Below are 12,687 nucleotides of genomic sequence, written 5' to 3'. Positions count from 1 at the left end.
CATCGTTGCGACGGTTACACTGGGCCGCATGCCGACGTCAGCCCCGCCCAAGAACCGCTTCGAGCGACGCCGTGCCGAGACCCGCCAGGCGCTCGTCCGCGCGGCCCGGCAGATCCTCGCGGAAACCGGGGACACGAGCGCAAGCATCCAGGCCATCGCCGAGCGCGCCGATGTCGGCTTCGGGTCCTTCTACAACCACTTCGAGTCGAAGACGGAGCTGTTCGACGCGGCAGTGACGGACGCCCTGGAGGAGTTCGGGCAGGTCATCGACGAGTGCGTGGAAGGCATCGACGACCCGGCCGAGCTGGTCGCGGCCGGCTTCCGGCTCACCGCCAGGATGGCCGACTCCCACCCGGAACTCATGCGAATCCTGCGCGACCGCGGCCTGTCCCACATCCACTCCGACCGCGGCCTCGCCCCACGCGCCCTGCGCGACCTGGAGATCGGCATCGCCTCAGGCCGTTTCACCTGCGGCAACGCGACCACCGCCCTGTCGGCCCTGGGCGGCACCCTGCTGTCCCTGGTGGCTCTCCGGCTGGACCGCCCGGACCTCGACGGCGACGAGGCCGCCTCCGACCTGGCCGAGATGGTCCTGCGCATGCTCGGCCTCGCTGCGGACGAGGCCCACGAGGTCACCCGTCGCCCGCTGCCCGATCTCGCCCGATGACCTCCTGCACCTGAAGCGCGGCCCTCCGCGGTGCTACGCCGGCGGCGACGAGGAACGCGGTTGCCGCGGCCTCGCCCGTGGGGTCCGCCCAGGTGGACGTGGTGTTCTCCTCGGCGAGGGCCAGCATCAGTGCTTCCAGCGCTTGTGCGAGGACGGGTGCGGGAAGGTGGTCCGCGAAGACGCCTTCGCGCTGACCACGTCGTAGGGTTGCGACGGCTTCTGCGCGGGCCGGTGCCAGGGTGGTGCGGATCTCGTCCTCTCCCAGATGACGCCGTCCCAAGGTGATGAGCACGCGGTAGTGGTCGCCCACCGTCCATGCCGCCAGCACCATCCGTGTCATCGTTTCCATCGGGTCGGCATCCCTGGTCCGCGCCGCGGCGAACGCCTGCCGGAGCTCATGGCCTGCTTCCCGCGCCAGGTCGGCGATCAGCGCATGCCGGCTGGGGAAGTGGCCGTAGAGGGTGCGCCGCGCGACGCCGGCCGCCTGAGAGATGCTGTCGAGACTCGCGTCGGGGTCCTCCCGCAGTTTCTTTCGGGCGGTCGCGAGGATCCGTCGGCGGTTGGAGTGAGCGTCCTTGCGCCGCGAAGTACGGCCAGGGGTGTCGGTCGTCTGCATGGTTCTGTCTCTCCACGGTGGCCGGAAAGCCGTGGGCGCCGGTGTTCCCTCACGCACCGGCGCCCACTCACCCCTGCCCAGGGTGGCTTGTTGTCCCGCTGACGGCGTCAGGGGACGAGGATGAGGCGGATCGGGTCGCCGATCTTGTTCTCCAGTCGGTGGACGGCGTCGGCGGCTTCGATGAGCGGGATGTGGTCGGTGATGGAGGGGGCCAGGTCGAGGCGGCCGGCCGCGGTCAGCTGCACCAGCTCGGAGACGGACTCGGGGAAGCCGCCGTAGTGGCCGCGCACCTGCTTTTGCAGGTAGTTGAAGGTCAGGCCCTCGGTGATGGTCAGTGGCCGGGGTGTGATGCCCACCAGGATCAGGGAGCCGCCCAGGCCGAGGACGGAGGCGGCCTGGTCGCGGACGGCGGGGACGCCGGCGCAGTCGAAGGCGAAGTCGAGGCCGCGTCCGCCGGTGGCTGCGCGGACCTGGTCGGCGAAGTCGGGGGCTGCCGGGTCGAGCGCGAGGTCCGCGCCGAAGGCCAGGGCGCGCTCGCGGGCGCTGGGCAGCGGGTCGACGGCGATGATCGGGGCGGCGCCGACCAGGCGGGCGAGGCGTACGTTGTGCGCGCCGACTCCGCCCACGCCCCAGACGCCGACGGACTGGGCGGCACGGACGCCGGCGGTGGCGACGACGGCGGCGTAGGGGGTGGAGACCGCGTCGGGGATGATCGCGGCCTGGTCGAAGGGGAGGCTGTCGGGGATGGGGATGAGGGTGTCCTCGCGGGCGATCACGTACTCGGCCCAGCCGCCGTCGTAGTCGATGCCGGCGGTGAGCATCTGGGTGCAGGGGCGGTGGCGCACGCATCCTGCGCACGTGCCGCAGGTCTTGCCGGCCTCCAGGGTGACGCGGGTGCCGACGGGCAGGCCGCGCTTGAGGTCGGGGCCGAGGGTGTGGATCACGCCGGAGACCTCGTGGCCGACGGTGACCGTGTCGGAGTCCAGGAAGAGCGGGGACAGGGAGCCGTCGAGGAGGTGGACGTCGGAGAGGCAGACGCCGGCGGCCTTGACCTCGATGAGGACCTCGCCCGGGCCCGGCACGGGGATCGGGACCTCTTCCACGGCGAACTTCTTGCTGTCCAGGTGGAAGCGTCCGGCGAGCATGGTGTCCATGAGTCTGCTTTCTATGAGCGGCACCGCCCGATGATCCGGGACGCTGGGTGCCATGGGGTGCGTGAGGGGCTGGTGGTGGCCGGGAGGCGTACGGCCGGCAGCGGGGGATGCCGCACGCCTCCCGGCGGCTGGGGGAGTGCGCCTTGCGGCGGTCAGGCGAAGACGTCCTGCTGGTAGCGCTCGTCGGCCTCGAGCTGGGCGAGCCACTGCTGGGCGGTGTCGTCGTCGCTGCCGGTCTTCTGGCGGTGGATGGCGGCGAGTGCCTCGCGGACGGCGGGGGCCATGCGGCGGCCGTCACCGCAGACGTAGATGTACGCGCCGTCCTGGATGGCCTGCCACACCGTGTCGGCGGCGTTGGCGATGGCGTTCTGCACGAACCGGGCCGGGTGGCCGGTCACCGCCGAGTAGGCGGTGTGCACCTGGGCGATGCCGGCCTGCTCCCAGTCCTGCATCTCCTGGCGGTAGAAGTAGTCGTGCTCCGGGTGGCGGCAGCCGACGAACACCTGGGACGCGCCCACCTGGGTGCCGTTGGCGTGCTGTGTCGCCCGCTCCTCCAGGAAGCCGCGCAGCGGTGCGATGCCGGTGCCGGGGCCGATGAGGATCAGCGGCGTGGCGGGGTCGGCGGGCGGGGCGAAGGTGGGGGAGGGGACGCGGACGTAGCCGTAGACGACGTCCCCGGGTTCGAGGCCGGCGATGTAGGCGGAGCAGGTGCCGCGGTACTGGCCGTCGCCGGACAGGGCCGGGCCTTCCAGCAGGCCGACGGTCAGGCGTACGTGGCGCGGGTTGGCGGACGGGGCGGAGGAGATGGAGTAGAACCGCGGGCGGATGGGGCCCGTCATCTCCAGGAACACCGCCAGCGGCAGCTCGACGGCCGGGAAGCGCTCCAGCAGGCCCAGGACGGAGATGCGCTTGCCGAGGATCTCCTTGCTGTAGCGCTCCTCGGCCTCCTGGGTGTCGGCGGTGTACGCCAGCAGCTGCGGCCGGGTCCACGGGCACTCGGTGTACTCGGCGAGCGTCTGGATCTGGGAGCGGGTGGCCACGTCCTGCAGTTCCAGGAACTCGGTGAGCAGGATGCCGGCGGTGACCGGGGTGCCGACCGGCAGGTGGGTGCGGCCACCGGCCGGCTGGTCGAGCCGGAGCACCTGGTCGTAGTCGACGCCGAGCCGCCTCAGTGCGCGTTCCACCAGGGCGAGTTCGTTCTTGGCGAAGACGGCCAGGTGGTTGCCGGTGTCGTAGGTGACACCCTCGGGCAGCTCGACGGTGATGGACTTCGCGGACGGGCGCGGCGGCTCGATGGCGAAGTCCCACAGGCCGGTCGCGTCGGCCACGAGCTCCTCGTTGGCGACCACGGTGAGCGGGTAGGCCTGCTCGGAGACGATGGCGGGGCGCACGTCGGACTCGGTGAGCAGCTGGACCTGGTAACGGGGGCCGCTCGCCTGGGAGGTGTCGGCGGCGTACTCCTCGGCCAGAGTGGCCCACAGGGTGTTCATCCACCGCGTGGCCATGCCGTCGAAGTCACCGGCGGCGTCCGCGATGCCGCGCTCGACGATGGGGGTGGCGCCGGCGGCCAGCAGACCTTCCTCGATCCGCTTGGGGAACGCCTGGTAGGTGGCCACCCACTGGGTGTTGCCCGCGCCCAGCAGCGCGTACCGCACATTCGCCAGCGAGCCCTCGGGCAGCCCGGCGGCGAGCAGGTCGTCGAAGCGCTGGGCGTTGTCGGGAGCCTTGCCGTTGTAGCTGGCGGCGACAACGGCGAGGAGGCCCTCGGTGGGCAGGTTGTCGCCGAGGTCGTCCAGGCTCACCAGGGTGGTGCCGAAGCCGGAGCGCTCGCCGCGGTCGGCGATGGTGCGGGCCAGGTCCTCGCACGAACCCAGGCTGGAGCCATACGCCACCGTCAGGTTCACACCCACACCGCTGACCGCTGCCTGCGCCTGAGTGTCGCCGGTCTGCAGGTCCGCGGCGCCGAAGACGGTCCGCTCGTGCTCCTGACGGCGACGGACGATCAGCTCGAAGTTGCCGGGCTTGCGCGTCAGCGCCTCCCGCACGTCCATCTTGTAGTCGCTGGTGTCCGAGAGCTTGAACTTCTGCAGCACCAGCGCCAGGGCCAGGCGGGCCTCGGTGAGCGCGAACTGCCGGCCGATGCAGGCGCGCACACCGTTGCCGAACGGCTTGTAGGCGTGCGGGTGCTGCTGGGCCCGGTTCTCCGGCAGCCACCGGTCGATGTCGAACTCGTCGGGCCGCTCCCACGCCTTGGGGTGGGTGTGCAGGGGACCCTCGAGGATGCTGACCCGCGTGCCCTTCTTCAGCTCGTAGCGGCCGCCGATGACGGTGTCCTCGATGGGCGCCTTGGCGATCATCGGGATGGGAGCCCACAGGCGCAGGGTCTCCTCCAGGATCCGCGGGATGACGTCCAGCTGCATGATCGTGTCGTAGTCCGGGACGGTGTCACCGGGCAGCAGGCGGTCCACCTCGGCGTACGCCTGGGCCAGCACGTGCGGGTTACGCATCAGCGAGTACGTGGCGAACGACAGCAGACCACTGGTGGTCTCATGCCCGGCGATCAGGAACGTCAGCACCTGGTCACGCACGTTGTCGACGTCCAGCCGCTTGCCGGTGTCCGGGTCGGTGGCCTCAAGCATCAGGCCCAGCAGGTCCTCCTCAGCGCTGCCCTTGCCCTCCTGGCGCTCCTTGATCACGCTCTCGACCAGCTCGCGCATCGCCTGGATGTTCTCGCCGTACTTCTTGGCATCGGCCCTGCGCAGCTTGGTCATCATCGGCAGCTCCTGAGAGCGCCGCATCGACTCGGTCAGCGCGCCCAGCATCGCGTTGAGGAACGGGTGCAGCTCCTCCTTGTCGAAGGAGTCGAACCGGTAGCCGAACCCCGACAGGGCGATGGTGTCGAGCGTCAGGCGGGTGTAGTCGTCGGTGATGTTGACCGGCTGACCCTCCCGGCGCTCCCACTTGCCCGCCAGGTTCTGGGCGATCTCCAGCATCTGCCCGAAGTAGTTCCTCATGGCCCGCTGGCTGAAGGCCGGCAGCAGGATCCGGTGTGCCCTGCCCCATTCCTCTTCGTGCTGGTGGGCGGTGAACAGGCCGGCGCCGGCGAAGTCCCGGATGTGGTGCAGCGGCGTCTTGTCGATCTGCTTGAAGAACCGCGTCTCGTCGCTGACCTCGGCCACCAGGTCCGGGTCGTAGACGAAGACCTGCTCGATGCCGGCGATGTCCATGCCGTAGATGCCCTCGGGGAACTGCTTGGACAGCTCACCGAAGTACTCCACCGGATTGGTGTCGGGGATCTGCGGCGTGTGGCCGAGCAGAGGGATCCCCCGCGGGGACCGGATGGGGCGAAGGTCGTTCGCGGTGTTCGTGCTCATGTCTTGCTCCTCTGCGGAGGGGGTGGAGGGGGATGGGCAAGGGCGCGCTGCGTAGGTCGATGCCGTGGCGCCGTACGGAAACATACGCCGTATGGAATTGATACCGTACGGCGTATGGAAACGTGAAGCAAGTCCGGCCGCCCTGGTGGGCGCTGTGATTCAGGTCATTTCCATACGGCGTACGAAACTGATACCGTACGAGGTATGGAAAAGAAGGTGAGGCGTCCCCCGCGGGGAACGAGGAAGAGGGACGTGCCTCTGACCGAGGCCGGGATCTACGCCGCCGCCCTGCGGCTCATCGACGAGGACGGGGTCGAGGCGCTCACCATGCGCAAACTCGCCACCGCGCTCGACGCGAACCCGATGTCGCTGTACCACCACGTGCCGAACAAGGAAGCCGTGCTGCGCGGCGTGACGAGAATGGTCGGAGCGCAGTTCCGCACCGTGACACTGGAGGACGCGCCCTGGCAGGAGCGGATCCGCCTGCTCGCCACGGACTTCCGGACCCTGGCGCACCGTCACCCGAAGCTGCTGGCGTACTCGTTCAGCCACCAGCCGGACTTCATCCAGCCCGACGACCCGTTCTGGACCGCCCTCACCGCCATCGTGGCCGCTGCCGGTGTGCCGCAGTCAGAGGTCTCGGAGATCGCCGCGCTGATGGTCGCCGTCGTCATCGGTGTCCTCACCGCAGAACTCAACGGCGCTCTCCACCAGTGGTCGACCCTCAAGTCCCACGGCCCTGAAGCCGACGAGGAGGGGGCCGCGGACGCAGACCCTGGCTCTGCGAGTGCGGCCCCTGAAGGCCCTGACCAGGACCACATGTTCCGTCTCGTGATGGACACGCTGATCACGGGCCTGGAAGGCCGCCTCACCGCCGGTCGTGACGGCCGGCACGCCGGCCATTGAGCCGGTCGGCCTGAGACGCTGCGCCCCAAGCGCCGGCGCCTGAGGCGCGCCGGCAGTCGGGCGATATCACGCTGCGACACAGGAGAGCCACCCCGTCGCATCGGGTGAGACCGCCCGGCGGGGTGGTTCCACATCCAGCCTCTGCACGGCAGCCGTATGCCGGCGCTGAACGTGCAATGACCATGGTCGTCGGCTTGTTCCTGGTCTCCCTCCTGAGGGGGGAGGCCGTCGGCCTCTCCGAGCTGAATCACCCGCGTCATCCGTCAACGTCCTGGTGGCGCCCATAGGACCGAAGCCGGTGGTACCGCTGGGCATGGCCATTGCGGCCGCAGGGCTGATCTGGATGACCACGCTGGACCTGAACAGCGGATACATGACGCAGGTACTGCCCCAGCTGGTACTCGTCGGCATCGGGCTGGGCACGGTCATCGCGCCCGCCATGAGCTGGCGACCTCCGGGGTGGCTGCCGCCGATGCCGGCGTTGCGTCGGCCGCAATCCCAAGAACCCCGGCGTGCTGGCTCAGGCCGGCCTGGAGGGCTATGCCATGGCCTACTGGTGGTCGGCGGCCGTCTTCGTCACCGGTCTGGTCATCTCTGCCCTGCTCTACCGCCGGGGTGTGCTCCAGCAGAACGAGAACGCCGCACCTGTCGTGCACATGTAGCGGGACAAGCAGTGCTGTGTGGGCCACCCACCTTCGGGGGCGAACACAGGGCCTTTGCGGCTCCCCTCCCCTGCTCAATGGATGTCTCATAGTGGCTGCGACTCGGGTTCTATCCGTGACACATCAAACGGTTGCCACTCGTGCCGGCGTCGGCCGGGTAACCGTCTACCGGCACTGGCCGAGCCCCCAATGGCCCCTATGGCCCCAATGGCCGAAGCGCCGGTCGCGCGGGACCCGTCAGCGCAAGGGTGAGTCGGAGGTGGGCGTCAGCGCGGTCTCGGTGACACCGATGATCTGGCCGAGGTCGAAGCCCTCCATGTCGGCGCTGAACTCCGGGCCGGCCAGGTACGCCAGCAGCCGTTCCTGCACGTCGTCGCCGTCCCTGTAGGAGACGAGGGCGTACAGCTTGGGCGTCTCACTTCCGAAAGCCGCGGGCACCGTCCAGATGCCGTGCGTGCTGATCCGGTACTTCGTCATACCGGGGATGTGCTTGGACCAGATGCTCTCGTAGGCGACGAGCGCCTCAGGGCTGCACAGCGTGTAGACACGGAGCTGGTACTGGGACATGGACACTCGTTCCCTTTCTGTCTGAGCATGGATAGTCAGTGGTCAGCTTTGCGAGAGCAGGTGCGCCAGTTCGGCATCCCAGTCGATGCGTCCGGCCTCGGTGCCCCGTGGCACCAGAGCCTCCGTGCGTTCCAGGAATGCCTTGACGTCCTGCACGGGAACCTCGAGCAGGGCGGTGCCCGCGCGAGACCCGAGAGCGATGTACATCGCCTGGTCGCCACGGCCGACGGCCGACCAGATCCGGACGTCCCCATGACCTGCGGAACCTTTCAGACCATCGGTCAGGAGATCACGCCCCAGGACCCATTCGACCGGCTCGTCGCTGTGGGGGAAGAAGGCGGCACGGACGACATAGGGGTCGTCGGGCTCGTACCGCAGACGCATACACAGGGGGTGCGAGTAGGTGCGCGAGACGACGAGCTGCGCGGTCAGTCCTTGAACCACGGTCCTCAAAGACTCCATCGGTATTCACTCCAAGGCATCCCCTGTCTCGGCTGCGTCCTGCCGCTTGCGGCAGCGAAAAGGCATCGGAGGAAGAGGCGTTGTAGCAGGGCTCGGGCGCCGGTCGGCATCGGCGGACCATGCGATTCGTGGCGGCGCGGCAGCGTGGCGGCGCGCGCCTGCGACACGGGTAGGTGTCCGCAGGCAGGTTCAAGAGGAACAGGCCCTCACCCAATCGCCCGCCCGGGCGGCAGGGATCAGAGCGAGGGGTACGGCTTCGGCCCATGTGGGCACGAGCAGTACCTGTCTCACCGGTCACCGCGATTCCGGTCGTAGTGGTCCCAGCCGAGGTAGTCCCGGTCGCCGTGGTACTGGTCGTGGTGGCCCCAGTCCCGGCCGTCGCACTCGTAGCGGTTCCAGTTGTGCCGGTACGACCTGTCCCACTTCCACCCGCGCCCCTCGTCGTCCCAGCGGTGGCAGCGACCGTCGCGGCTGTGCCAGGACGAGCCGGTGACACGGTCGTCGTGGTGCCAGCCACGGTGTGCGTCCCAGCAATAGCCCTGCTCGATCAGGTAGCCGACGCCGTGGTCCCAACGGTAGTCGGCGGCGTTGACGCCGACGGCCGACCGCTGGACGTGCACGGATGCGGGAGTCGCGGCCGAAGCGGTGCCCCCGGCACCGACAACGGCGACACCCGCGACCGCCACGGAGGAAACAGCGACAGCAATCCGCCTCGTGAGCTTCTTCATGATCTTTCCTTCCGGTTGGTGCGAGCTGCAGCAACGGCTGCTTTGCAGGCGATGTGAGGCGCCTGGCGTTGTCCGGGCAACGATTCCATACGTTGTATGGAATCACCCTGCCAGGATAACCATACGTTGTATGGAAATGGTGGGGCGGCGACAGTGACTCGGGTCACCTGCACGAGCTGACCGCAGGGTGCACCCCTGCTTCGGTGAGGTGTCACCGCTGAAGGCTGATGAACAACTGGAGGGTGGTTACCGGGAGTTCATCCATTTCTCTCTCATCGTGCTGGCCCGAATCCCCGCTCTCGATCGCAAGGCATGCAGGCACCCGGGTCTGGCCCCATGCTGGAGAGGAGGGGGGTGTGACAACGGAGGAAGAAGTGGTGGAGATGCGGACCGTTGTCGACCTCACACGCTGCCAGGGCTATGCACAGTGCGTGTTCCTCGCCCCGGAGGTGTTCGAGCTGCACGGGGAAGAGGGGCTGCTGTACGCCACGGCCGTCCCGGACGACCAGGTGGAGCGGGTACGCCAGGCCGCGGCGGCGTGCCCGGTGCAGGCGATCCTCCTCGGGGAAGAGGTGAGCACCGGTGCCCGGTGACCCGAAAGACGGCCGTATCGTCATCGTCGGCGCGTCGCTGGCCGGGCTGAGAGCCGCGGAGGCGCTGCGCGAGGAGGGCTTCACCGGGTCTCTGACCGTGGTCGGGGACGAGCCCCATGCGCCCTACGACCGGCCGCCGCTGTCCAAGCAGGTGCTGCTGGGCCAGGCGACGGCGCACACCCTCGAGCTGCCGATGCGGCGGGACCCGGACGCCGAGTGGCGCCTCGGCGTGCGCGCCACCGGCGTGGACCTGCTGGCGAAACGGGTCCTGCTGGAAGACGGCGAGTCGCTGCCGTACGACCGGCTGCTGATCGCCACCGGCACCCGGGCACGGCCCTGGCCCAACCCGGAGGAAGGCGCGCTGGACGGGGTGTTCACCCTGCGCACGCGCGAGGACGGCGCGGGACTGGCCGAGCGGCTGGCCGCGAGACCAGAGCGGGTACTGGTGATCGGCGGCGGCTTCACCGGCTCCGAGATCGCCTCCGCCTGCCGGGAACTGGGCCTTGAGGTGACCGTCGCCGAACGCGGCCCCGCACCCCTGGTAGGTGCGCTCGGCGGCACCCTGTCCAAGCTCGCCGCCGTCATGCAGCGCAACCACGGCGTGGACCTGCGCACCGGAGTGACAGTCACCGCCCTGAACGGTAACGGCGCCTTCACCGGCGCGCAGCTGTCCGACGGCAGCCGCGTCGAGGCGGACGTGTGCGTCGTGGCGCTGGGCGCGATCCGCAACGTGGAGTGGCTGGCGGAGTCCGGGCTGGCGGCGGGCCCACGCGGCATCGCCTGCGACGCAGGCTGCCGGGCCTTCAACATGTACGGGATCGTCACCGACGACGTCTTCGTGGCCGGCGACGTCTCCCGCTTCCCCCACCCGCTGTTCGGCTACCAGATGCTGTCCCTGGAACACTGGGGAAACGCGGTCGAGCAGGCCGCGGTCGCGGCCCACAACATGGTCAACCCGGGTCCGCTGCAGCGCCCGCACCTGGCCATCCCGGTCTTCTGGTCGACCCAGTTCGGACTCAACATCAAGTCGGTGGGCGTCCCCACCTACTCCGACCACGTGGTCATCGCCCAGGGCTCCCTGGAGGCACGCCGGCTCGCGATGGTCTACGGCTACCAGGGCCGGGTCACCGCCGCCGTCACCGTCGACATGGCCAAGGCGCTCGACTACTACCGGCACCTGATCGAGACCGGCGCTCCCTTCCCGCCCCCGCCCGGTGCGCAGGACCGTGCGATCGCCGCCGACATCACGATCCCCTCCGCCGTACCGGACCCCTCCGTGCTGTCCCACGGCCCGACCGTCGCACTCACCGGTCACCTTCCCGACCGCCGGCTGACGGTGGTGTAGCCCACCTCCCGCCCTCTACGAGGAGCCACCATGGACTCCGCGACCTTGCTGGCACGGATCACCGACTACGCCAGCCGCCCCAACCCCTATCCGCTGTACGCGGAACTCCGCGAGGCCGGTCCTGTGGTGCCGCAGGCCGACGGCAGCTACCTGATCGGCACCTACCACGACATCGCCGCTCTGCTCCACGACCCACGGATGAGTGCCGATCCCCGTACCCGCGGCGAGGTGACCCACAAGCCGCCGTTCCTGCGGCTCGACGACCCCGAGCACCACAGGCTGCGCACGCTCGCCATGCGGCCCTTCGGGCCTCCGCACAGCCCTGGCCGGGTCGACGGCATGCGCGCCGAGATCGACCGGATCACCAAGGAACTGCTGGAGCCCTTCGAGGCGGGCCGGCAGGTCGACATCGTCGACGACTTCGCCTACCCGCTGCCTGTCACCGTGATCTGCCGCCTGCTCGGCGTGCCGCACGAGGACGAGCCGCTCTTCCGGGCCTGGTCCGACGCGATCGTCGCAGCCGCCGACGTCAGGCCCGACGAGGACACCGCCGAGCCGGACAAGGCCGGCGACCAGGCACGGATGGAGATGGGCGGCTACCTGCTGAACCTGGCCGAGCAGCGCCGTGGCAAGCCGGGCGACGACATGCTCTCCGCCTTCGTCAACGAGCCGGACCCGTCCCTGCGGCTCACCGACGAGGAACTCGCGGAAACCGCCGTACTGCTCCTCATCGCCGGACATGAGACCACGGTCAACCTGATCGCCAACGGTGCCCTCACCTTCCTGCGCCGGCCCGAGCAGTTGGACCGGCTGCGCCGGGAACCGGAGCTGCTGCCGCGTGCGGTGGAGGAACTGCTGCGCTACGAGCCCCCGGTCCACATGCGCGAGCGCATCCCGCACGCCGACATCGACATCGCCGGCACCCTCGTCCCCGCAGGCGCGTCCGTCATTCTGGTGCTGGCCTCGGGCAACCGCGACCCGATGCGGTTCCGCGATCCCGACCGGTTCGACCCCGCCCGCCCGGACAACCAGCACCTCGGCTTCGGCAGCGGCATCCACGCCTGCTACGGCGGACCCCTGGCCCGCGTCGAGGCTTACGCCGCGCTCGGCGCGCTGCTTCCCCATCTCGGCAGCGCTCGCCTGGTGGAAGACCCGCCCCGGTACCGGCAGAACGCGATGCTCCGCGGACCCCGCCACCTGCCCATCCACCTATGAAGCCGAGGGGCACGGCGCCCTCGTCAGGCCGCAGCGGCAAGAGGGCGCCGGACGCCGCCGCGATCGTTCAATCAATCCTGAGAGGGGGCTTGACGATGAAAGGATTACATCTGACTATTTCATCATAAGTAGGCAGAATGTTTCATAAAGACACATGCCCCCCGTGTGCCGCTCACCGGACAACGCCGTTCACCACCGCTGCACACAGAGCCGCGGCACTACGTGCCGACGCACGCTCTCTTCACCGGTGAGCCCGCCTGAGATGCCCGACGCCGCCATCGCGATAGGCCAGGATGAGTGGTGCGGGCGGGCGCCACCGGCATCGGTGGCACCCGACCGCTGCGACGAGGACGGCCGCTTACTCGTCGCCCACGACGGTGCGGAGGGTAGTCATTCCT

At 69.4% G+C, this 12,687-nt stretch carries 12 protein-coding genes; 6 read left to right on the top strand and 6 right to left on the bottom strand.

Features of this window, described 5'->3' with window-relative positions; genetic code table 11:
- Positions 1-28: 28 nt before the first annotated feature.
- The gene (locus tag FB563_RS02425; RefSeq protein ID WP_055705555.1) at positions 29-667 is read left to right on the top strand and encodes a TetR/AcrR family transcriptional regulator; all 639 of its coding nucleotides are present in this window, start codon (positions 29-31) and stop codon (positions 665-667) included.
- On the opposite strand, the gene FB563_RS02420 is transcribed toward FB563_RS02425, so the two are convergent.
- The 3 genes from FB563_RS02420 to FB563_RS02410 form a co-directional block, all read right to left on the bottom strand.
- Positions 633-1,283, bottom strand: coding sequence for a TetR/AcrR family transcriptional regulator (locus FB563_RS02420; protein WP_142218427.1), 651 nt, complete (start codon positions 1,281-1,283; stop codon positions 633-635). The genes FB563_RS02425 and FB563_RS02420 overlap by 35 nt on opposite strands.
- Before the next feature lie 107 nt (positions 1,284-1,390).
- On the bottom strand, positions 1,391-2,437 hold the full coding sequence (locus FB563_RS02415; protein WP_142219028.1) for a zinc-binding dehydrogenase: 1,047 nt from the start codon (positions 2,435-2,437) through the stop codon (positions 1,391-1,393).
- Between the two features lie 152 nt (positions 2,438-2,589).
- Entirely contained in the window at positions 2,590-5,811 is a 3,222-nt protein-coding gene (locus FB563_RS02410; protein WP_055706981.1) for a bifunctional cytochrome P450/NADPH--P450 reductase, read from the bottom strand.
- Between the two features lie 252 nt (positions 5,812-6,063).
- Here FB563_RS02410 and FB563_RS02405 point away from each other — a divergent pair, with 252 nt between their 5' ends.
- On the top strand, positions 6,064-6,717 hold the full coding sequence (locus tag FB563_RS02405; protein ID WP_234357799.1) for a TetR/AcrR family transcriptional regulator: 654 nt from the start codon (positions 6,064-6,066) through the stop codon (positions 6,715-6,717).
- Positions 6,718-7,229: 512 nt separating this feature from the next.
- Complete coding sequence (locus tag FB563_RS45125) at positions 7,230-7,379, top strand: hypothetical protein (protein WP_199832856.1); 150 nt, start codon at positions 7,230-7,232, stop codon at positions 7,377-7,379.
- Between the two features lie 237 nt (positions 7,380-7,616).
- Here the strand turns inward: FB563_RS45125 and FB563_RS02390 are convergent, their stop codons facing one another.
- The 3 genes from FB563_RS02390 to FB563_RS02380 all read right to left on the bottom strand — a co-directional run bounded on the left by FB563_RS02390 (position 7,617) and on the right by FB563_RS02380 (position 9,136).
- Entirely contained in the window at positions 7,617-7,946 is a 330-nt protein-coding gene (locus tag FB563_RS02390) for an NIPSNAP family protein (protein WP_055706983.1), read from the bottom strand.
- 42 nt (positions 7,947-7,988) lie between these two features.
- The gene (locus tag FB563_RS02385) at positions 7,989-8,390 is read right to left on the bottom strand and encodes an SsgA family sporulation/cell division regulator (protein WP_055706984.1); all 402 of its coding nucleotides are present in this window, start codon (positions 8,388-8,390) and stop codon (positions 7,989-7,991) included.
- Between the two features lie 305 nt (positions 8,391-8,695).
- Positions 8,696-9,136: a hypothetical protein gene (locus tag FB563_RS02380; protein ID WP_142218426.1), complete on the bottom strand. Its 441-nt coding sequence runs from the start codon at positions 9,134-9,136 to the stop codon at positions 8,696-8,698.
- 383 nt (positions 9,137-9,519) lie between these two features.
- Here FB563_RS02380 and FB563_RS02375 point away from each other — a divergent pair, with 383 nt between their 5' ends.
- From FB563_RS02375 to FB563_RS02365, 3 genes are read left to right on the top strand one after another with little or no spacing between them, the layout of a single operon-like run.
- Positions 9,520-9,729 (top strand): ferredoxin, encoded by a 210-nt coding sequence (locus tag FB563_RS02375; RefSeq protein WP_030176846.1) that lies wholly within the window; start codon positions 9,520-9,522, stop codon positions 9,727-9,729.
- A complete protein-coding gene (locus FB563_RS02370) occupies positions 9,719-11,074 on the top strand; it encodes an NAD(P)/FAD-dependent oxidoreductase (RefSeq protein ID WP_055706986.1) in 1,356 nt (451 codons plus the stop codon). The genes FB563_RS02375 and FB563_RS02370 overlap by 11 nt, the downstream gene beginning before the upstream one ends.
- A gap of 30 nt (positions 11,075-11,104) precedes the next feature.
- Entirely contained in the window at positions 11,105-12,289 is a 1,185-nt protein-coding gene (locus tag FB563_RS02365; protein WP_055706987.1) for a cytochrome P450, read from the top strand.
- Positions 12,290-12,687: the final 398 nt, after the last annotated feature.

Origin of the sequence: Streptomyces puniciscabiei (assembly GCF_006715785.1) — a bacterium.
Taxonomy (GTDB): Bacteria; Actinomycetota; Actinomycetes; order Streptomycetales; family Streptomycetaceae; genus Streptomyces; species Streptomyces puniciscabiei.
The sequence above is the reverse complement of the archived record's forward strand: the minus strand, read 5'-3'. Positions and strand labels throughout refer to the sequence as shown.